The 19,484-nt window shown below is 64.5% G+C and carries 19 protein-coding genes; 6 read left to right on the top strand and 13 right to left on the bottom strand.

Annotation, left to right across the window (positions count from 1 at the left end; translation table 11 throughout):
- Positions 1-18: 18 nt before the first annotated feature.
- Entirely contained in the window at positions 19-1,194 is a 1,176-nt protein-coding gene (gene ftsY, locus B3349_RS09600) for a signal recognition particle-docking protein FtsY (protein WP_291588412.1), read from the top strand.
- A gap of 113 nt (positions 1,195-1,307) precedes the next feature.
- Here the strand turns inward: ftsY and cutA are convergent, their stop codons facing one another.
- Both cutA and B3349_RS09590 read right to left on the bottom strand, forming a co-directional pair.
- Complete coding sequence (gene cutA / locus B3349_RS09595) at positions 1,308-1,691, bottom strand: divalent-cation tolerance protein CutA (protein ID WP_291588411.1); 384 nt, start codon at positions 1,689-1,691, stop codon at positions 1,308-1,310.
- A 496-nt stretch (positions 1,692-2,187) separates the two neighbouring features.
- Positions 2,188-2,940 carry a GntR family transcriptional regulator gene (locus B3349_RS09590; protein WP_291588410.1) on the bottom strand — a complete coding sequence of 251 codons (753 nt, stop codon included), beginning with the start codon at positions 2,938-2,940 and terminating at the stop codon, positions 2,188-2,190.
- 285 nt (positions 2,941-3,225) lie between these two features.
- On the opposite strand from B3349_RS09590, the gene B3349_RS09585 reads away from it, so the two are divergent.
- The 4 genes from B3349_RS09585 (at position 3,226) to B3349_RS09570 (ending at position 7,982) form a co-directional block, all read left to right on the top strand.
- The gene (locus B3349_RS09585; protein WP_291588409.1) at positions 3,226-4,206 is read left to right on the top strand and encodes a Bug family tripartite tricarboxylate transporter substrate binding protein; all 981 of its coding nucleotides are present in this window, start codon (positions 3,226-3,228) and stop codon (positions 4,204-4,206) included.
- 27 nt (positions 4,207-4,233) lie between these two features.
- Entirely contained in the window at positions 4,234-5,430 is a 1,197-nt protein-coding gene (locus B3349_RS09580) for an amidohydrolase family protein (protein ID WP_291588408.1), read from the top strand.
- Between the two features lie 465 nt (positions 5,431-5,895).
- Complete coding sequence (gene rpoH / locus B3349_RS09575; protein WP_291588407.1) at positions 5,896-6,846, top strand: RNA polymerase sigma factor RpoH; 951 nt, start codon at positions 5,896-5,898, stop codon at positions 6,844-6,846.
- Positions 6,847-6,992: 146 nt separating this feature from the next.
- Complete coding sequence (locus tag B3349_RS09570) at positions 6,993-7,982, top strand: Bug family tripartite tricarboxylate transporter substrate binding protein (RefSeq protein ID WP_414646872.1); 990 nt, start codon at positions 6,993-6,995, stop codon at positions 7,980-7,982.
- Positions 7,983-8,122: 140 nt separating this feature from the next.
- Here the strand turns inward: B3349_RS09570 and B3349_RS09565 are convergent, their stop codons facing one another.
- The 4 genes from B3349_RS09565 to B3349_RS09550 all read right to left on the bottom strand — a co-directional run bounded on the left by B3349_RS09565 (position 8,123) and on the right by B3349_RS09550 (position 12,195).
- The gene (locus tag B3349_RS09565; RefSeq protein ID WP_291588406.1) at positions 8,123-9,724 is read right to left on the bottom strand and encodes a methyl-accepting chemotaxis protein; all 1,602 of its coding nucleotides are present in this window, start codon (positions 9,722-9,724) and stop codon (positions 8,123-8,125) included.
- Positions 9,725-9,956: 232 nt separating this feature from the next.
- Positions 9,957-10,568, bottom strand: a complete 612-nt coding sequence (locus tag B3349_RS09560) for an SCO family protein (protein WP_291588405.1) — start codon at positions 10,566-10,568, stop codon at positions 9,957-9,959.
- Between the two features lie 240 nt (positions 10,569-10,808).
- Entirely contained in the window at positions 10,809-11,498 is a 690-nt protein-coding gene (locus tag B3349_RS09555) for an SCO family protein (protein WP_414646871.1), read from the bottom strand.
- The gene (locus B3349_RS09550) at positions 11,479-12,195 is read right to left on the bottom strand and encodes an SURF1 family protein (protein ID WP_291588403.1); all 717 of its coding nucleotides are present in this window, start codon (positions 12,193-12,195) and stop codon (positions 11,479-11,481) included. Before B3349_RS09550 ends, B3349_RS09555 begins: the two co-directional genes overlap by 20 nt.
- Positions 12,196-12,276: 81 nt before the next feature.
- Here B3349_RS09550 and B3349_RS09545 point away from each other — a divergent pair, with 81 nt between their 5' ends.
- Complete coding sequence (locus B3349_RS09545) at positions 12,277-12,507, top strand: twin transmembrane helix small protein (RefSeq protein ID WP_098066335.1); 231 nt, start codon at positions 12,277-12,279, stop codon at positions 12,505-12,507.
- Between the two features lie 166 nt (positions 12,508-12,673).
- Here B3349_RS09545 and B3349_RS09540 read toward each other — a convergent pair whose 3' ends face one another.
- The 7 genes from B3349_RS09540 to B3349_RS09510 all read right to left on the bottom strand — a co-directional run bounded on the left by B3349_RS09540 (position 12,674) and on the right by B3349_RS09510 (position 19,406).
- Entirely contained in the window at positions 12,674-13,555 is an 882-nt protein-coding gene (locus B3349_RS09540; protein WP_291588402.1) for a cytochrome c oxidase subunit 3, read from the bottom strand.
- Positions 13,556-13,614: 59 nt separating this feature from the next.
- Entirely contained in the window at positions 13,615-13,821 is a 207-nt protein-coding gene (locus B3349_RS09535) for a DUF2970 domain-containing protein (RefSeq protein WP_291588401.1), read from the bottom strand.
- Positions 13,818-14,408: a cytochrome c oxidase assembly protein gene (locus B3349_RS09530; protein ID WP_066539838.1), complete on the bottom strand. Its 591-nt coding sequence runs from the start codon at positions 14,406-14,408 to the stop codon at positions 13,818-13,820. The genes B3349_RS09535 and B3349_RS09530 overlap by 4 nt, the downstream gene beginning before the upstream one ends.
- Before the next feature lie 159 nt (positions 14,409-14,567).
- Positions 14,568-14,666 carry a cytochrome oxidase small assembly protein gene (locus B3349_RS09525; RefSeq protein WP_225608779.1) on the bottom strand — a complete coding sequence of 33 codons (99 nt, stop codon included), beginning with the start codon at positions 14,664-14,666 and terminating at the stop codon, positions 14,568-14,570.
- 63 nt (positions 14,667-14,729) lie between these two features.
- On the bottom strand, positions 14,730-16,394 hold the full coding sequence (ctaD, locus tag B3349_RS09520; RefSeq protein ID WP_291588400.1) for a cytochrome c oxidase subunit I: 1,665 nt from the start codon (positions 16,392-16,394) through the stop codon (positions 14,730-14,732).
- Between the two features lie 34 nt (positions 16,395-16,428).
- Positions 16,429-18,003, bottom strand: coding sequence for a cytochrome c oxidase subunit II (gene coxB / locus B3349_RS09515; RefSeq protein WP_291588399.1), 1,575 nt, complete (start codon positions 18,001-18,003; stop codon positions 16,429-16,431).
- Between the two features lie 491 nt (positions 18,004-18,494).
- A complete protein-coding gene (locus tag B3349_RS09510) occupies positions 18,495-19,406 on the bottom strand; it encodes a class I SAM-dependent methyltransferase (RefSeq protein WP_291588398.1) in 912 nt (303 codons plus the stop codon).
- Positions 19,407-19,484 lie beyond the last annotated feature (78 nt).

Raw genomic sequence — 19,484 nt, 5'->3', positions numbered from 1 at the left:
GATTCTAAGAATCCACCAATGTTCAGTTTTTTCAAGAAAAAGCCCCCACACACCGAGTCTGCCGCTCCCGAAGCGGCGGATGTACGGCCCGATGCGCAGGCACCCCTGTCTGACGCGCCAGCCCCTGCCTTGCCCCAGCCTGCCACTGGCGAAGCCGCCAAAGGCGGCACCATGGGCTGGCTGCGCAACACCTTTGGCGGCGCCAAGGCGGATGCTACCCCGGTCGAAGCCGTGCCGTCGGATTTCTCCGTGCCCGCCGTCGCCGAGCCCCAGGCCAAGCCCGAAGCTGCGGGCGAGCGCCAGGGCTGGATGGACCGCCTCAAGGCGGGCCTGCGCAAGACCGGCACCAGCATCACCACCGTCTTCACCGGCACGCGCATCGACGATGCCCTGTATGAAGAGCTGGAGGACGCCCTACTGATGGCCGACACCGGCGTCAAAGCCACCCAGCACCTGCTGGAAGACCTCAAGCGCCGCGTCAAGGAAAGCAAGACCACCGAGCCGGCCTCCGTCAAAGGTCTGCTGGCCGAGGCCCTGACCGATCTGCTGGCCCCGCTGCAAAAGCCGCTGACGATTGGCGAACACCAGCCCACCGTGCTGATGGTGACCGGCGTCAATGGCGCGGGCAAGACCACGTCGATCGGCAAGCTGACCAAGCACCTGGCCGACAACGGCCAGACCGTGCTGCTGGCCGCCGCCGACACCTTCCGCGCTGCAGCGCGCGAACAGCTGGGCGTCTGGGCCACCCGCAACACGGTGGAAATTGTCAGCCAGGAAGGCGGCGATCCCGCAGCGGTCAGCTTTGACGCGGTCTCCGCCGGCAAGGCCCGCAAAAAGGATGTGGTGCTGGTCGATACCGCAGGCCGTCTGCCCACCCAGCTGCACCTGATGGAAGAGCTGAAAAAGATCAAGCGCGTGGTCAGCAAGGCCGATGGCACGGCCCCGCACGAGGTGCTGCTGGTGATCGACGGCAATACCGGCCAGAACGCGCTCAACCAGGTCAAGGCCTTTGACGAGGCCCTGGGCCTGACCGGCCTGATCGTGACCAAGCTGGACGGCACGGCCAAGGGTGGCGTGCTGGCGGCCATCGCCCAGGAAAAGCCGATCCCCGTTTACTTCATCGGCGTGGGCGAGAAGGTAGAAGACCTGGAAACCTTCAACGCCAGGGAATTTGCCCAGGCGCTGCTGGCCTGACGCAGGCTACGGCGCCTCCCTCCCCTCTACGACCGAAAGCCCTGCTCCGCAGGGCTTTCTTTTTGGAACACGGCCTGCACAACGGTGTCAGCCCCCTCCAGCGCAGACCGTCTCTAGCGTTTGGCATCCCGGACCGGCATGGGGGCCTTGACATTCTGTGCCACCCACTGGCCGTAATCGTGCTGGGCCTGTTCGCCGCGCAGCAGCAGCTGCGGCAGCTCGTAAGGATGCTGGCTGCGCAGCCATTCCAGCAGCGGCTGCACCGCATCCGGCACGGTCTTGAACACCAGGCGCCACTCGGGCGACGCCTGCAATTCCCCGTTCCACAGATAGTGGGAAGTGATCTGGTCCACCTGCGCGCAGGCTGCCAGTTGCGCCTGCACCGCCCCCTGGGACAGGCGCTGGGCATCTTCGGCCGTGGGCACGGTGGTGGTCACCACGCTGACACCCCGAAAGGCAAAGCCCTTGGAGGGGCGGGTGGGGGGAATCTGGCTCATGCAACGCTCCGGCGGTTGGCAACAGGGGCCGATGGTGCCCCACTGCGCGGCAGTTGGGCATATTTTTTCCAACGGTTGCACCACAGCGCCCTGCGGCAGGAAGTGCACACTCAGCCGCCAGGGCCACCGCCTCTGCATTCCAGATGCCAGCCATGGCATCTTGATAAAACAATGATTTACAAGGCCTTGTACGTGCCACGCACTGGCGGCCCGTGCAGAACCTTGCTGCCTTCGCGGGCGAGTGGTTGTTGCGCGCCGTCCTGCCCAGTCCGCGACCGCCCCTAGTTGCTGGGCCAGCCCCACGGCGGCGGCCATCCCGCCCGGTTCCTGGGCACACTGCACCTCCATGAACTGGAGTACCAGTCGCGCAAGAACTGCACACGGAAAAGCGGCCCATGGCAGCTTAGGGCAGTTCACGCCATCTCTGGCTGCACACAGACTTCCCCCCGTGATGGCGGCGTGGCAGACCTCCACGATGTGCCTGAACTTTTGCCTGCTAACACCCAGATGTGCTTGAACTGCCCGCCAGCAAGCTCACCAGATCCACCTCGCGCTCAGCCACCGCACCATGGATCACCCGCTGCTCCAGCTCATCCAGATGGGCCATGGCCACGGCCAAGGCCTTATCGCGTGCGCCGCCCAGCAAGGCGTTGATGATCTCCTGGTGCTCGCGGGGAGCACATACGGTCGCGGCCACACTGTCAAACAAGGCCTTGTACAACTCCGTAGTGCTCACCAGGCGTTGCATGTATGACAGCAACTCCTCGCTACCCGCCATGTGTGCCAGCACCAGATGGAACTCACCGGCCAGCCGGATAGAGTCTGCCCGGCGCCCATCCTCCATCGCCTGGTATTCCGCTTGCACATGACGCTGCAGCGCCTCTGTCTGCACAGCGTTCAACTGGCCGCACAGGCTGGTCACCAGACCTGCCTCGACAATGCGGCGCGCACGGTAGATGCTGCGCATCTCCTCGACCGTCGGGTTGGGCACAAAGGCCCCCCGGTTGTGCTCCAGCACCAGTCGCTTTTCAGCCCCCAAGCGGGTAAACACCTTGCGTACGGCACCCCGGGTGCAGTCCAGCGCCTCGGCCAGCGCGCGCTCGCGCAAGGGCGTGCCGGGACGCAGCTTGCCGCTCAGCAGCGCCCGCGAAATCGCCTCATAGACACGTTCGTCCACACTGACTGTGCCATCGGCTACAGGCTCTTCGCTGGGGACATGGGGAGCAAGGCGGCGGGAAGAGGCGGACATGGACAGCACAAAGACAACAGGCTTGAAATCTTAGCGGCACGGGCACCCCGCGTTCAAGTCAGGGGACCCGCCGTCGCCAGGCATCAGGGTTTACGCGCAATACCTGCACAAATATGAGTCTCACCCAAAATTTTGGTTAACCAAAATATAAAATTTGATTAACCATTGTATTGAACCAGCTCATACCAATGGGGAGAGACATGCCATATCAGCGGACGTTCTGCGTCGCCTGTCGGGCACTTGTCGGCCTGAGTCTTTTCTCTGTTCCCTAGAAAGTTTTCACCCATGGCGCAACTTCCCGCTTTTCCTCTCAAAGCCCTGGCGGCCCTGTCGCTGGCTGGTGCATCCGCCTTCGCCCACGCCGCGTGGCCGGACCGCCCCATCACCCTGGTGGTGGGTTTCACCGCCGGCGGATCGGCCGACACGCTGGCGCGCACGATCGCCGAGCCGCTGTCCCGCCGTCTGGGCGTGCCGGTGATTGTGGATAACGTGGCCGGCGCTGGCGGCACCATCGCCACCCAGCGTGTGGTGCGCGCCAAGCCAGACGGCAACACCATCATCCTGGCGTCCAACAGCGAAATCGTGCTGGCCCGCCACTTCAACAGCGCCATTGCCTACGATGGCACCAAGGACCTGCGCCCGGTCACACTGGTGGGCGTCATGCCCATGGTGCTGGTCGCCGGCCCCAAGGTGCCTGTCACCTCGGTCGAGGCCATGCTCGCGCGCGCCAAGACCCAGGCAGGTGCCGACACCTTTGCGTCCTCCGGCATTGGCACGGCCTTGCACATTGCCGGTGAAATGCTGAACCAGCAGGCCAAGGTGTCGATACAGCACGTCCCCTACAAGGGCGGCGTACCCATGCTGACCGACATCATCGGCGGCAATGTGGATTACGGCTACTTCATGGTGCCTTCGGTGCTGGGTTTCCTCAAAGAGGGCAAGGTCAAGCCACTGGGCACCACCTCGAAGACCCACTGTGAAGTCCTGAAGGGCATCCCCGCCATGTCGGCCAGCAAGGCACTGCCCAACTATGACTTCGGCGTATGGACCGGCATCTTCGCCCCCAAGGGTGTCGCGGAGACCGTGGTGACACGCCTGAACACCGAGATCAATGCAGCGATGCGCGAACCCCAAGTCATCAAAATGCTGGACCAGGCCTGCATTGGCCAATCGGGCGGCACGCCCGCTGAGTTCGCCAAGCTGATCCTGGCAGACGCCCAGAAGATGCGCCAGATCGCAACGCCCGAAATCGGTGCCGTGCGATAGGCTCCATCCCTACAGGAAACATTCAACGTGAGCACTTCCAGCCTTTTACTGCAGAACGTTCGCCCCATGGGCGAGCCAGCCTGCGACCTGTTGATCGAGCAAGGCCGTATCGCGGCCATGGGCACCTCGCTGAACACACCCGAAGGTACCGAGCGCATCGACGGCGGGGGCCAACTGCTACTGCCCGGCCTGATCGAATCCCACACCCACCTGGACAAGACACTCTGGGGCCAGGACTGGTACGTCAACGAGGTGGGCAACCAGTTGGTCGACAAGATCAACAACGAGCGCACCTACCGCGCCCAAACGCGGCACGACAGTGCGAGCCAGTCGCTGCGCATGGCACGCGAGTTTCTCGCGTTGGGCACCACGCGCATCCGCAGTCACGCCGACGTGGATACGGACATTGGCACCCAGCATGTGGCGGGCCTGCTGCAGACCCGCGCGGACATGGCGCCCTGGCAAGATATTCAGGTGGTGGCTTTCCCACAATCGGGCCTGCTGCAGCGCAAGGGCACGGCACAGCTGCTGGATGCATCCCTGGCCATGGGGGCGGACGTGCTGGGCGGTCTGGACCCCTGTGCCATCGACCTGGACCCGGCCCAATCGCTGAACGTGCTGTTCGAGATCGCCGAGCGCCACAACAAGCCGCTCGACATCCACCTGCACGAGCCCGGCGACATGGGCGCCTTCTCGCTCCAGCTGATCTTGGACCGTACCGAAGCACACGGCCTGCACAACAAGGTGGTGATCAGCCACGGCTTCTGCCTGGGCGATGTGAGCGATGCCCAGCGCAGCGCGCTGCTGGCGCGCATGGCCAAACTGGGTGTGTCGCTGGTCACCAGTGCGCCGCCTTCGCGCAGCGTGCCGCCGCTGGGTGCCTGCCAGCGCGCGGGCGTGCCCATGGCTGGCGGCAACGACGGTATCCGCGATACCTGGTCGCCCTACGGCCGCCCTGACATGCTGGAACGCGCCATGTTCATCGGCATGCGCTACAACTTGCGCCGCGACGATGAAGTCGAGCAAGCGCTGCACTGCGTCACCCACGCAGGTGCCACGGTCTGTGGCTTCGCCGACTATGGCCTCACACCCGGAAGCCGAGCCGATCTGGTGCTGGTGCCCGCCCAGACGCCCGCCCACGCCGTGGCCGCCCGCCCCGTTCGCTCACTGGTCATCGCCCACGGTCAGATCGTGGCGCGCGAGGGCAGCTTGCTGCTGGAGTAACCGGAATCAGAAGCCCCGCCCCCACGGACGTGCTTCTGTAGCTTCCGCCCCCCAAATCACGCAATGAAATCGAGCAATCGCTTTCATTGAAAATCTCTTAGACAGGGACAAACCCGGTCTGTCTTTTAAGCAGGGTATGTCCAAGTGCCCCGCTGCGGGCACTTGGACATACTTTTCGCAAGGGCTTCACCGCACCGCCCTGCGGCAGGAAGTGCACACTCAGCCGCCAGGGCCGCCGCCCCGGCATTCCAGGCACCAGCCATGAAATCTTGATAAAACAATGATTTACAAGGCTTTATACGTGCCACGCACTGGCGCCCTCCAAATCCAGTACAAATCCTGTGACGGTGTACGGAGCCTGCGACAACTTGTCACGACCCCTGGCCCTACATCGCGGGAACTTATGCCTTAGCACTCAGTCATAGAGAGTGCTAATATGGATTTATGGAAGAAAGGATCAATGCAATGACTACACAGACGGGCACCCTTACGGCTGCAACGGCTCTGGCACCTGCGAATCCTTGGGCTCTGGTGCCGCCGCTGGGCAATCTGGATGCTTACATCTCCGCTGTAAACCGCCTGCCCATGCTCACCCAAGAGGAAGAGCAGGACTATGCGCGCAAGCTCAAAGAACACAACGACCTGGATGCCGCCGGGCGCCTGATCATGTCCCATCTGCGCCTGGTGGTATCCATCTCGCGCCAGTACATGGGCTATGGCCTGCCCCACAGCGACCTGATCCAGGAAGGCAATGTGGGCCTGATGAAGGCGGTCAAGCGTTTTGACCCCGACCAGAACGTGCGTCTGGTCAGCTACGCCATGCACTGGATCAAAGCCGAGATCCACGAGTACATCCTGAAGAACTGGCGCATGGTGAAGGTGGCCACCACCAAGGCCCAGCGCAAGCTGTTCTTCAACCTGCGCTCGATGAAGCAAGAGCTCAAGGCGGATGCCGCCATCGAAACCGGCGACAACACCTTCCGCGACACGCTGACCGCACAGGAGATCGACTCCGTCGCCGCCAGACTGAACGTCAAGCGCGAGGAAGTGATGGAGATGGAAACCCGCCTGTCGGGTGGCGACGTGCTGCTGGACCCTTCGCCCAGCGACGACGATGACAAGGCCTTCGGCCCCATCTCCTACCTGACCGACGGCGCCCACGAGCCCACAGCCATGATCGAATCGCGCCAGCGCGATGTGATGGCCACCGACGGCATTGCCCAGGCGCTGGAGGCGCTGGACGACCGCAGCCGCCACATTGTGGAAGAGCGTTGGCTGAAGGTGAACGATGACGGCTCCGGCGGCATGACGCTGCACGAGCTGGCAGCCGTGTACGGCGTGAGTGCCGAACGCATCCGCCAGATCGAAGTGGCCGCCATGAAGAAAATGAAGAAGGCGCTGGCCGAGTTTGCATAAACCCGGCCAAAACCGCACAGTGCCACACAGGCACTGCGCCCATGGCTGCCCTGCAGCCTCCTGAAACCCGGATAATTTCCGGGTTTTTTATTGCCCGCCGTCACGCCGTCCGCGCAGGCAGCTATCACTTTGCATTGGGAGAAGCCATGACCGAATCCACCCGCTCCACGCTGTGCCGCCGCAGCCTGATGAGCCTGGCCTGCGCGGCCGCCCTGGGCTGCAGCGTGGGCGCGGTCCAGGCCGAGCAGTGGCCCAGCAAGCCCCTGCACCTGATCGTCGGCTTCCCCGCAGGCTCTTCCCCCGACCTGACGGCCCGGGCGCTGGCCGAACCGCTGGAAAAAGCCCTGGGCCAGACCATCATTGTGGAAAACAAGGTGGGCGCGGGCGGCAACATTGCTGCCGAAGCCGTGGCCAAGGCCACGGACGGCCACACGTTCAGCGTGATGATCAACGGCAATATGACCATTGCCAAGCTGCTGAACCCCGCCGTGCGCTACGACCCGGTGAAGGACCTGCAGCCCGTCAGCCTGATCGGCGTGGCGCCACTGGTGCTGGCGGCACCGGCCAATGCCCCGGACGGCAAGGCCTTCTTCGCGGCCGGTGCCGCGGCTGGCAGCAAGTGGAGCTATGGCTCGCCCGGCGTGGGCACTGTGGGCCACCTGGGCATGGAACTGCTCAAGAGCCGCTCCGCGTTGCGGCCCGAACATGTGCCCTATGCCGGCTACCCCCAGGTGTACCAGGGTCTGCAAGGCGGCGATCTGCAGCTGTCCATGCTGCCGCCCGCGCTGGCCATGCAGCAGATCCAGGCCGGCAAGCTGCGCGGCATTGGCGTGACCTCGGCGGCCCGCAGCCCGCTGGCCCCCGGCCTGCCCAGCCTGAAGGAGCTGGGCGTGCAGAACTTTGACCTGGAAATCTGGAACGCTGTGGCCGCCCCCAAGGCCATGCCACGCGCCCATGTGGACAAGCTGGCCGCCGCCGTCAGCGCCATCGTGCGCACCCCGGACATGCGCGCCAAGCTGGCAGTCCAGGGCTGGCAGGTGGTGGGCAGCAGCCCGGAAGGCCTGTCCAACCGCATCCAGCAGGATGTGAAGGCCCTGGGCACCATCATCCGCGAACAAGGCATTCGCGGCCAGTAAGCGCTGCGCGGCCGCAGGGCCTGGCAGCCATGGGCGGATCGCCCACAAAAAAAGGAGGCCTGGGCCTCCTTTTTTCACGCCGTGCATTCCGCCACGCATGCCGGTGGCCCTGAAGGCCGCTGCATCTACACACGCCTTTGTCAGGCCGCTTCCAGGGCCCGGACTTCCAGGGTCTGCAACGCCTGGCGCTGGCGTGGGATGAACACCGCCGCTGCGCCGTGCAGGCGCTGGGCCTGCAGCGCCAGCACATCGCTGAGCTGGGCACTTTCCTCGGCCATGCCGCGGTTCTGCTCGCTCAGGTCACGCAAATGGGCCACGGCGTCGCTGATCTGCGCACTGCCGGCCGCCTGCACATGGGTCTGCTCCAGGATACGGCCCATGGACTGGGCCAGGCTGTCGATGCCTTCCACCACCGAATGCATGGTGATGCGTGCCGTCTGGGCGGCAGCGTGGCCCTGCTCCACCTGCTGGCGTGAACCCTGGATCAGGTTCTTGATGTCCCGCGCGGCCTGGGCGCTTTGCTGCGACAGCTGACGCACCTCCGCCGCCACCACGGCAAAGCCTTTGCCATGCTCTCCCGCCCGCGCGGCTTCCACGGCCGCATTCAGCGCCAGCAGATTGGTCTGGAAGGCAATGCCATCGATCATGCCCACGATGTCGGCCACCTTCTTGCTGGAGACATCAATGCCCTGCATGGCCTGGACCAGCTGGTCGACGCAGCTCTGGCCCTGGCTCACGCCCTGCACGCCTTCGCGCGCCTGCACCATGGCAGCCTCGGCCAGGCTCTGGGTTCCGGCAATCGTCTGCCCCAGCTGCGCCAGCGCTTGCGCCGCCTGCTCCAGATCGGTCGACGCCTGCTGGGTGCGCTGCGCCAGCTGCACATTGCCGGTCTGCAGGGATCCGGCGCAAGCACTGACCTGCTCGGCCTTGCCTTCGATATCACTGACGAGGGAACGCATGTTCAGCCCCGCCTGCTCCACACTGCGCATCAGGCTGCCGACTTCATCGCGCCGGCTCAGGAACAGCGACTGCGCACTTTCCCCGCTGGCCACCTGGCGCGCCTGGCGCAGCACGGCGTGCAGCGGCCAGACCAGGTGGCGCCCCATCCACAGCAAGCCGCCCAGCGCGCATGATGCCCAGCCCAGCGCCATGGCCAGCAGGATCGTGCTGTGGACGCCCAGGGCGGCCCCCAGACCCAGCGCCACGCCCCACAGCAGCATGGCCGCGGCACCGGTGCAGAGCTTGGTGGTAGCCGACACAAAGTGCAAGCGGCTCCACCAGGCACGCCAACCCTGCGGGAATACATAGCCGCGGCGCACCTGCAACTGGTGGTTGCCGCTGTTGAGCAGGTCATACAGCGCCTGCTGGGCCTGGGTTTCCTGCGCCGTGGGCTTGGTGCGCACCGACAGATAGCCAATCGTCTTGCCGCCCGCCTGGATGGGGCTGGCATTGGCCCGCACCCAGTAGAAATCGCCGTTCTTGCAGCGGTTCTTGACCACGGCCGTCCAGCTGGCGCCGTGCTTCAAGGTATCCCACATGTCGGCGAACAGAATGGCCGGGGTATCCGGGTGGCGGATGATGTTGTGGGGCTGCTGCTGCAGCTCCTCGAAGCTGTATCCGCAGGTGCTCAAAAAGGCGTCATTGGCATAGATGATGTTGCCTTTGAGATCGGTGGCAGACAGCAGCGTATCGCCATCCTGCAACTGGTGCTCCACGGCGGTGACCGGCAGATTGATGCGCATAAACCCCCTTCGCTTTGTTGCTTTGCGGGTGGATGCGGCGCTCACGGCAGTCCACCGAAGAGGTGCAATATGCGGAGCCGTCCCACGTGCCCGGTTGATAAAAATCAACACCACCGCGCAATGCATAGCGAATACCAATCTCTGGGGATGCGCTATCGTGGCATGCACGCCGCAGGTATTGACCTGCGGCAAGATGCCCTTGACCTGATGCCGCTACCAGCGGCATCAGCCCTTATTTTTCGGCCAGCAGCACCTGGGCATCGGCCACCAGCGGCTGGGCGCCAGCGCCGTAGCGGTGGTAGGCGCGCAGGCGGCCCTGGGGGTCGTACATGTACAGGCCGGCCGTGTGGTCCAGCGTGTAGGCGCCGGGGACCTTGCCTTCCACCTTGCGGAAGAACACCTTGAAGTCCTTGGCCACGGCCGCCACCTGCTCGGGGGTGCCGGTCAGCGCCACCATGCCGGGGTCGAAATTGCCCACATAGGCCTTGAGCACTTCCGGCGTATCGCGTTCCGGATCCAGGGAGACAAACACCCCTTGCAGCTTGTCACCCTGGGCGCCCAGCATCTGCTTGACCTCCACCAGTTCCTGCAGGGTGGTGGGGCACACATCGGGGCACTGGGTGTAGCCAAAGAACACCACGGTCACCTTGCCGGCGAAATCCTTGATGGAGCGCAGCTTGCCGTCGGCGTCGGGCAGCGGGAAGTCCTTGGCGTATTCGGCCCCCGTCACATCCACGCCCTGCAGCTTGACTTCCTGCTGGCGCGAGCAACCCGCCAGCCCCAGGCCCATGCCGGCCACCAGCCCAGTGGCCAGCAGGCCTTGCAGCATCCGTCGTTTGTCCATCCTGATCCCTCTCGCAATGGGCGGGGTCAGCGCACAACCCGTCACACGGGGCATGGCTGGTGGACCCACCATGAAAATACAAAACGCTGCGTGCGGCCACCACCACCGTTGCGGCAGGCGGCGCACCCAGCCTGGATGGCAAATCCTAACCCGAGGGTCGCACCATGCAGCGCCATGGTGCACATTTCCGGAGAGACTGGCTGCTGCGCAAGGGTTTGGGCCGCAGCAGGCCACCCCGGTTCAGCGCCCCGGCTGGTCCCAGGAGGAAGAGGCCCGCAGCAAGCGCTCCAGATCGCGCTTGGCACGGCCGGCGCTGCTGCGCTCCATGCCTGCGGGCAGGCGCATCATCCAGTGGCCTTGGGGGTCCACGATGTACAGATGGTCCTCCAGCGCGTGGCCCGCCTCGGGCTGCAACCATTGCGCCACCTGCGCACGCGGCAGGCGCAGCGCGCTGCCCTGCTCCAGGGCCGGCCGCAGGGCCGCATCGGGCTGCACCGCATCGCTCACCAGCCAGACCCAGTCCAGGCGCTCCTTCTCGCGTCCCAGGCTCTCGCGCAGCTGGCGCTGCAGGTACAGATGCTCAGCACAGCGGCCTTCGCAGGCGCCGCCGGCCACGCTGACCAGCAGCCACTGCCCTTGCAGGCTGGCCAGCGGCACGGTACTGCCGTCCAGGCGCTGCCCCTGCACACCATCGGGCATGGGGTGCTGCGGATCGATCAGCGTGCCAAAGCTGCTGCGTCCTTCGGGACGGACCACGTAATAGGTGAAGTAGGACGCGATCACAGGGGCCGCGCAGACCAGCAGCACGGCCAGCATCTTCCAGCGGCCGCTGCGGGTGCGCGCCGGCTCGGGTACGCCGGCCTCCGGCAGGCTGTGCACGGTCAGGCCCAAAGGCTGGGGAGCAGACGATTCAGGGGGCATGGGCAGCATCAAAAGAGGGACGGCGCAGCGGCCGCAGGATCTGGAACCACAGGTACAGCAGTGCAACCAGCGCACACAGACCGAACCACTGGAAAGCATAGCCGTAGTGCTTGGACACCCCGGCATCCGGAACCGGCCATTGGCGCAGCAGGCCTTCGGAGGCGGCGCCGGTCTGCACCACGCTCCACGGAAGCAAAGCCAGACCCGTCTGCTGCGCATAGGCCGGCAGATCCAGGTTCTGGCGGATACGCGCAACGTCGGCAACGCCCGGCTCTGCCCCTAGCGCATACAGCTGCGAGGGCGCTGCAGCGATGCGGCCTCGCACCTGCACCAGACCTTCTGGGGTGGCAATGGGCGGCAGGGCCGTGCGGTCCAGGAAATTGCGCGGCACCCAGCCGCGCTGCACCACCACGGCACCGCCTCCCTCCAGCAGCAACGGGGTCAGCACATAAAAACCTGGCCGGCCCTGCATCTGGCGGTTGTCCAGGTAGACGGTGTGTGCGGCCTGCCAGCGCCCGGTCAGCTGTACGGGCCGGTGCAACCAGCCCGACGGCTCGGCAGCATGATCCGCAGCGGCCCGCAGTGCCGGCCAGTCGGTATTGCGCAGCACAGGCTGCGCGGACTGCAGCGCGATGGCGGCCTGCAAGGCCTCTTTCTGCGCCGCGCGGTCCAGCTGCCACCCGCCCAGTCGTGCCGTCAGGGCCATGCACAGCACTGCGGCGAGCAGTACCACCCATCCACGTATTCCCTTGGGAAGCCACCTCACACTCACCCGATAATGCCTTTCATGGGATACCTTGTTGCACTGGCCTTTCTGGCCATCATCGCCAGCCTGGGAACGGCCCTGTTCTTCATGCTGCGCAAGGACGACGACACGCCGTCGGACAGCGAACGCGGCCGCCGCATGGCGCGTGCGCTGGCAGTGCGCGTGGGCCTGTCGATCGCCCTGTTCCTCTGCCTGCTGCTGGCCTGGAAACTGGGGTACATCCAGCCCACCGGCTTGCCCTTGCGTTCGTAGGCACCGCCAGGGGACTGTGCCACCATCGCTGCGCAAAGCAGCGCTGCCAGACCCCGCAGCCCCGCCATTCTGAGGACACCATCCCTTCAGCCGGCTGACAGCCCCGGCACGGACAGCACCTTCGGGCCCAGCCACCGGCAGGGCAATCGCCCTGCCTGGTTCCAACTCACATCCAGTACACCAGCACGTAGAGGAACAGCCACACCACGTCCACAAAGTGCCAGTACCAGGCCGCCCCCTCAAAGCCGAAGTGGCGCTGGGCCGAAAAATGGCCGCTGTGCAGGCGCAAGGTGATCACCAGCAGCATCAGCATGCCCACAAACACGTGGAAGCCGTGGAAGCCCGTCAGCAGGTAGAAGGTGGAGCCGTAGATGCCGGAGTTGAGCTTGAGGTTCAGGTCCGTGTACAGGTGGTGGTATTCATAGCCCTGCACGCACAGGAAGACAAAACCCAGGATCACCGTGGCCCACATGAAGGCGATGGTGCGGGCACGCTGGCCGGCGCGCAGTGCGTGGTGGGCAATGGTCAGCGTCACACCCGAAGTCAGCAGCAGCGCGGTGTTGATGGTGGGCAGCCAGAACGGCCCCACGGTCTGGAACGGCTCCACCGTGCCCGCCGGCGAGGTGGTGGCGCCCGGAGAGACCGAGGGCCAGGCGGCCTTGAAATCCGGCCAGAGCAGCGAATTCTCGAAGCCCCCCAGTGCCGGCACCGAATGCGCACGCGCCCACCACAGGGCGGTGAAGAAGGCGCCGAAGAACATCACTTCCGAGAAGATGAACCAGCTCATGCTCCAGCGGTAGGACAGATCGATCTTGCGGCCGAACAGCCCTGCCTCGCTCTCGCGCGCCGCATCGCGTATCCACTGGTAGAGCACCACGCCCCACCAGACCAGGCCCAGCAGCACCGACCACATGCCCCAGCCGTGGCCGTTGATCCAGTTGCCTGCGCCCAGCACCACGAAAAACAGGCCCGCTGCCGCCCAGATGGGATGGTGCGACACGCCGGGCACGTAGTAGTACGGCGTTGTTCCAGGGGTCGATGCACTCATGACTCAGCTCCTGTCGTTTTTTGCGAAGGCCGCAGCACGCTGCAGCAGTTGTTGTTCTGTCAGCTCACCCATTTCACCAGGGCGATCAGCCCCAGCACCAGCACAAACACCGCCACCAGCCCCACGGCGATCACCTGCAGCGGCTGCAGCTGTGCAAAATCCCGCTCGTATTCGCTGCCCTTGCGCACGCCCAGCAATGCCCAGGCCACGGCCTTGATCGAATGCCACAGACGGTGCTGCTGTCCGGCGGGGGGCGGTACGGTCATGACTGCTCCTTGCCGGTGACCACGCTGGCCACGGGCGCGGGCGGCGTCTTCCCCCCCACCTCAAAGAAGGTATAGGACAGGGTGATGGTGGTCACATCCTTGGGCAGCTTGGGATCGATGACAAACGCCACCGGCCATTCCTTTCGCTCCCCCGGCTCCAGCACGTACTGGTTGAAGCAGAAGCACTCCAACTTGTTGAAGTGCGGTGCAGCATTGCGCGGTGCATAGCTGGGAATCGCCTGCGCCGCCATGCGGTGGTTCTGCACGTTCTGGAATTCATACATCACCGTCGCCAGCTCGCCCGGATGCACCTGCAGCGAACGGCGTTCTGGCTTGAACTCCCACGGCCCGCGCGCATTGGCGTCGAACTCCACGGTGATGGTGCGGCTGGTGTCCACCTGGGTGTTGGCCGGCACGGCCGAGGAATTGCCCGGCACCTGCCGCTCCGACACGGCCAGCACATTGATGCCCAGCGCCTCGCACACATGCTTGTAGATCGGAATCAGTGCATAGCCGAAGGCAAACATGCCCACGGCCACCACAGCCAGCTTGCCCACCATCCGGAGGTTGTCGCGGTGTACGGCCATCACCCCTCCTGTGCGCAGTCCACTGCGCATTGACGCAGGCCCCGCCGCTGCGACCACCGGCGCGCGCCCGCCACAGGACGGCCACCCGGGGCGCTCCCGCAGCGCAGGGTGGCATCCCCCGGGGGGCAGGACGCGAAGCGGTGCAGCGCGGTGTGCATCTCAGTGCAGCAAGGCCATCTTGGCCACAAAGCCGACAAAGAACACGGCCGCGATCGACGCCAGGATCAGCGCCATGCGCAAATTCTTCTGGCGCTGCATCTGGTAGGCCGTGGTGCGGTCGTGCAGACCGGCCGATGGTTTGGAGGGAGCGGTGTGCATGGCTTATCCAATCACGCGGGTTGCAGTGGCGTCCAGTTTGGGCGGGTTTTCGAAAGTATGGAAGGGGGCTGGCGATGGCACTTCCCACTCCAGGCCTTCTGCGCCGTCCCAGGGTTTCTGTGGTGCCGGTGCGCCGTGGCCGCGCATGCCGGGCCAGACCACAAAGACAAAGAAGTACACCTGCATCAGGCCAAAGCCGAAGGCACCGATGGAGGCCAGCATGTTGAAGTCGGCAAACTGCATCGGGTAGTCGGCATAGCGGCGCGGCATGCCGGCCAGGCCCAGGAAGTGCATGGGAAAGAAGGTGATGTTGAAGAAGATCAGCGAGCCCCAGAAATGGATCTGGCCGCGCAGCTCCGAATACATCACGCCGTTCCACTTGGGTGCCCAGTAGTAGTAGCCGGCAAACATCGAGAACAGGGAGCCTGCCACCAGCACATAGTGGAAATGCGCCACCACGTAATAGGTGTCCTGCAGCTGGGTGTCGATGGGTGCCATCGACAGGATCAGCCCCGTGAAACCGCCCATGGTGAACACGAAGATGAAGCCCACGGCAAACAGCATGGGGGTCTCGAACGTCATGGAACCACGCCACATGGTGGCCACCCAGTTGAAGATCTTCACCGCCGTGGGCACCGAGATCAGCATGGTGGCGTACATGAAGAACAGCTGGCCGGTGACCGGCATGCCCGTGGTGAACATGTGGTGCGCCCACACGATGAAGGACAGGATGGCGATGGCGGCCACGGCATAGACCATGGAGGTGTAGCCGAACAGCTTCTTGCGGCTGAAGGCCGGCACGATCTGGCTGATGATGCCGAAGGCCGGCAAGATCATGATGTAGACCTCGGGGTGGCCAAAGAACCAGAAAATGTGCTGGTACATCACCGGATCGCCCCCGCCTGCAGGGTTGAAGAAGCTGGTGCCGAAGTGGCGGTCGGTCAGCGTCATGGTGATGGCACCAGCCAGCACGGGCATCACAGCGATCAGCAGGTAGGCGGTGATCAGCCAGGTCCAGACGAACATCGGCATCTTCATCAAGGTCATGCCGGGTGCCCGCATGTTCAGGATGGTGACGATGATGTTGATCGAGCCCATGATGGAGCTGGCACCCAGGATGTGCATCGCAAAGATGCTGGTGTCCATCGAGGGCCCCATCTGCAGTGTCAGCGGCGCATACAGCGTCCAGCCGGCGGCCGGTGCACCACCGGGCATGAAGAACGAGGTCACCAGCATGATCGCCGCCGGAATCATCAGCCAGAAGCTGAAGTTGTTCATGCGCGCAAACGCCATGTCCGAGGCGCCGATCTGCAGCGGAATCATCCAGTTCGCGAAACCAACGAAGGCCGGCATGATGGCCCCGAACACCATGATCAGCCCGTGCATGGTGGTGAGCTGGTTGAACAGCTCGGGGTTGACGATCTGCAGCCCCGGCTGGAACAGCTCCGCGCGGATCAGCAGCGCCAGCACGCCGCCCACCATCAGCATGGTGAAGGCGAACAGCAGGTACAGCGTGCCGATGTCCTTGTGGTTGGTGGCGTACAGCCAGCGCTGCCAGCCCGTGGGCTGGTGGTGATGGTGGTCATCGTGCGCACCATGGTCATGGTGGCCGCCATGGACATCGACCTCGGGACCCGGGGTGTGGGATGGGGGGTATACGGCGCTCATAGGAATGTCTCCGGTATTCACTGCCTGCTGCGCATCACTGCGCGGCCACGATGTCCACACGACGGGCTTGCTGATCGGCCCCGGCCCCTGCGGTGATGGTGGTGGGCTTGTGCAGGGCAATGCGCTCCTGTGCCACACCGGCATCCGTCAGCGCCTTGGCCACGTTCTGCGCGCGCTGCTTGGCCAGCTCGGTGTTCTGGTCGGCATTGCCTGTGGCATCCACAAAGCCCGACAGGGCCACCTTGCTGTCGGCATGCGCTTTCAGATACTCCGCCGCCTGGGCCACCACGGCCTGCGCCTCGGCATTCAGCGCCTTGTCGCCCGTGGCAAAAAACACCTGGTAAGGCTGTGGCGTGGCAGCGGCAGCAGCCGCCCCTGCCACAGGCTCTGCCGCCGCGGGCGGCGCCGCGCTGGGGGTGGCCGCTCCGCCTTCGGGGAACTTGCCGCCCCGGGCATCCTTGAACTGCATGGGCTGGATCAGCTGCCCGGTCTTGTTGCTCCAGTGGTTCTTGGTGAAGGTCAGCACCGCGGCCAGCTCCACATCGCTGAGCGCCTTCCACGATGGCATGGCGCCGTTGTTGCGCCCTTCCAGCACCACATGCATGGCGTCCGCCAACGGCCCCAGCACCACCGGGCTGCCATCCAGCGCCTTGATGGGACCAGCGCCCTTGCCGTTGGGCTGGTGGCAGACCGCGCAGTTGGCGGCATAGACCTTTTCGCCGCGCGCAATCAGTTCATCCAGCTTCCATTCCTTGTTGGGATCATCGCGCTTGGAAGCCGCCTTCTTGGTTTCCTCTTCCACCCAGGTCTTGTACTGGTCGGACTGCAGCACCTTCACATGGATGGGCATGTAAGCGTGTTCCTTGCCGCACAGCTCGGCGCACTGGCCGTAGTAGTCGCCCGGCTTTTCGGCCTTGAACCAGGTGTCGCGCACAAAGCCGGGAATCGCATCCTGCTTGATGCCGAAGGCAGGCACCATGAAGGAGTGGATCACATCGTTGGCGGTGGTGATGATGCGCACCTTCTTGCCGGCGGGCACCACCAGCGGCTGGTCCACCTTGAGCAGATAGTCGGGCGGTGCATCCTTGACATTGCCGCTGTTGGACAGCACGCGGTGGCTGGTGTCCAGCGTGGAGATGAAGCTCAGCCCCTCGCCCTCCCCTTTCAGATAGTCATAGCCCCATTTCCACTGGTAGCCCGTCACCTTGATGGTCAGGTCGGCATTGGTGGTGTCCTTCTGCGCCACCAGCACCTTGGTGGCCGGCAAGGCCATCAGGATCACGATGATGAAAGGCACGATGGTCCAGGCGATTTCCACCGTGGCCGATTCGTGGAAATTGGCGGCCTTGGCACCCTGGGAACGGCGGTGTTTCCAGATGGAATAGAACATCACCGCGAACACGGCCACGAAGATCACCGTGCAGATGCCCAGCATCATCCAGTGCAGAAAATGCTGCTCCTGCGCGATGCGCGTGACCGGGGGGTGCAGATTGAGCTGACGCACCGCAGGGCCGCCGGGCAGGTCCTGGACCGCATAGGCCGCCTGCGCCATCCAGGCTGCAGCGGACATCATCGTGAGACGCAGGGGCCGAAAGGGGATGCTTTTCATAGTTCTCGCTCAAGTCTTAGGCCACTAGAAACAGGGAACCTGGCAGGCAGGGGGCTACAGCCGCACGCCTGCTCGCACTCAACTCAGAAAAACCAACCAGCGCGACGCAGCCCGCTCCCACGGGTGTGCCCACATCGATCCATGCCTGCATGCAGGCCAGCCGCCAACCGCAGCACCACAGCCTGTGCCGCCGCAAAGAAAATAGTGGATGAAGCAGTGCCGACGCGTTTCCAGGAAACAGCCTGAAAAGCCCGAGAAGACGCCCTCTGCGTCGTGTGAAACTTCAGCATGCAGGCCTGTGCGCGCGCAGGGCGCAGGCCCGACTCCAAGGCAATGCGAAACACCAATTTTTTTCTCCTGACGGCATGCGGCCGTGGGGGCCCTCTCCCCAGCCTGGAGTCATGCGGTCTGGAGAAAAGCTCGTGTGTCAGTGGTTGAAAAAATTGTAGGTCGCTTTGCGTGGAATCAAAGGGGCATAAGCGCCTTTTGTGTTATCGCAAACCCGTGTTGCGACCTTGCCGCAACATCGCCCGCATATCGTCCAACGGCACACTGCTTTCCCCGGCCGCACGGACCCGGGGTGCTGGCTTGTAAGCATGGCCGTAGACCACTTCGAAGGTCAACGCCAGCTGTCCATCCTGCTCCTGTAAACGCAGCGCGCCGTCCAGCAATTGATGGAGGTCAAGACGCCATTGCCGTCCGCGCAGACCGGCAAAGCGCTGCGGATGCAGATTGCATCCCAGCTCGCGCAATTCCTGCAGCAGACGCTCTGGCGAAGCAAAGGTCAGCGTGATGCGCTCCATGTCCATCACCGGCTCTGCAAAGCCGCTTTGCACCAGCATGTCGCCCCAGTCGTGCATGTCCGTGAAGCTGTGGCCCGCCGCCGGCCAGCCTGCCCGCTGGTAGGCATCGCGCAGTTCATGGGCCGTGTCGGGCCCCAGGCAGGAAAACATCACAAAGCCATCCACCGCCAGGGCCTTGTGCCACTGCGCCAGCAATGCCAGCGGGTCGGCCGCCATGTGCAGCTGCATATTGGCCCACAGCATGTCCACTTCCTGCCCGGCAGGCGGCATACCAAAGCGGGGTTGCTTGCCCGCCCAGCGCTCCATGCTCCACCATGCCTTGCCCAGTGCCTTGTGCGCCGCTTCGGCGCGCTGTGCCTGCGGCTCATGCACCCAGGAATGTGCTTGCGGGTAGCGCTGTGCCACCAGCGCGTGTGCCTGCAGTCCACCGCGTACCGGCTCCCAGTCCAGCCACGACTGCGGTGGCTTGGCCATCCACTGCAGGCGGTCCTGCATGCGGCGTGCCACCTCTTCGTGCAGCCACGGCGATGCCGCAGGCGCCTGGGCCTGCCAGCGGGCGGCGGCAACGGGGTCGATGGTGGGCGGCAGAGCAGTAGACATGGAACAACAGATGGGGAGGCAATCGGACAGTCGGCGCGCATCCGGCATGACGGTGGCGCTGCGGGCGGCAGTATATTG

The sequence above is a fragment of the Comamonas sp. UBA7528 genome (assembly GCF_002479375.1).
Taxonomy (GTDB): Bacteria; Pseudomonadota; Gammaproteobacteria; order Burkholderiales; family Burkholderiaceae_C; genus Comamonas.
The sequence above is the reverse complement of the archived record's forward strand: the minus strand, read 5'-3'. Positions and strand labels throughout refer to the sequence as shown.

Coding starts and splice junctions, on each gene's coding strand:
- cutA (WP_291588411.1), bottom strand. CDS start 1,691: ATGAGCCAGATTCCCCCCACCCGCCCCTCCAAGGGCTTTGCCTTTCGG.
- B3349_RS09560 (WP_291588405.1), bottom strand. CDS start 10,568: ATGGACAAACGACGGATGCTGCAAGGCCTGCTGGCCACTGGGCTGGTG.
- B3349_RS09570 (WP_414646872.1), top strand. CDS start 6,993: ATGACCGAATCCACCCGCTCCACGCTGTGCCGCCGCAGCCTGATGAGC.
- rpoH (WP_291588407.1), top strand. CDS start 5,896: ATGACTACACAGACGGGCACCCTTACGGCTGCAACGGCTCTGGCACCT.
- B3349_RS09540 (WP_291588402.1), bottom strand. CDS start 13,555: ATGAGTGCATCGACCCCTGGAACAACGCCGTACTACTACGTGCCCGGC.
- ftsY (WP_291588412.1), top strand. CDS start 19: ATGTTCAGTTTTTTCAAGAAAAAGCCCCCACACACCGAGTCTGCCGCT.
- B3349_RS09555 (WP_414646871.1), bottom strand. CDS start 11,498: ATGCTGCCCATGCCCCCTGAATCGTCTGCTCCCCAGCCTTTGGGCCTG.
- B3349_RS09525 (WP_225608779.1), bottom strand. CDS start 14,666: ATGCAGCGCCAGAAGAATTTGCGCATGGCGCTGATCCTGGCGTCGATC.
- coxB (WP_291588399.1), bottom strand. CDS start 18,003: ATGAAAAGCATCCCCTTTCGGCCCCTGCGTCTCACGATGATGTCCGCT.
- B3349_RS09565 (WP_291588406.1), bottom strand. CDS start 9,724: ATGCGCATCAATCTGCCGGTCACCGCCGTGGAGCACCAGTTGCAGGAT.
- B3349_RS09585 (WP_291588409.1), top strand. CDS start 3,226: ATGGCGCAACTTCCCGCTTTTCCTCTCAAAGCCCTGGCGGCCCTGTCG.
- B3349_RS09545 (WP_098066335.1), top strand. CDS start 12,277: ATGGGATACCTTGTTGCACTGGCCTTTCTGGCCATCATCGCCAGCCTG.
- B3349_RS09590 (WP_291588410.1), bottom strand. CDS start 2,940: ATGTCCGCCTCTTCCCGCCGCCTTGCTCCCCATGTCCCCAGCGAAGAG.
- B3349_RS09510 (WP_291588398.1), bottom strand. CDS start 19,406: ATGTCTACTGCTCTGCCGCCCACCATCGACCCCGTTGCCGCCGCCCGC.
- ctaD (WP_291588400.1), bottom strand. CDS start 16,394: ATGAGCGCCGTATACCCCCCATCCCACACCCCGGGTCCCGAGGTCGAT.
- B3349_RS09535 (WP_291588401.1), bottom strand. CDS start 13,821: ATGACCGTACCGCCCCCCGCCGGACAGCAGCACCGTCTGTGGCATTCG.
- B3349_RS09530 (WP_066539838.1), bottom strand. CDS start 14,408: ATGGCCGTACACCGCGACAACCTCCGGATGGTGGGCAAGCTGGCTGTG.
- B3349_RS09550 (WP_291588403.1), bottom strand. CDS start 12,195: ATGGCCCTGACGGCACGACTGGGCGGGTGGCAGCTGGACCGCGCGGCG.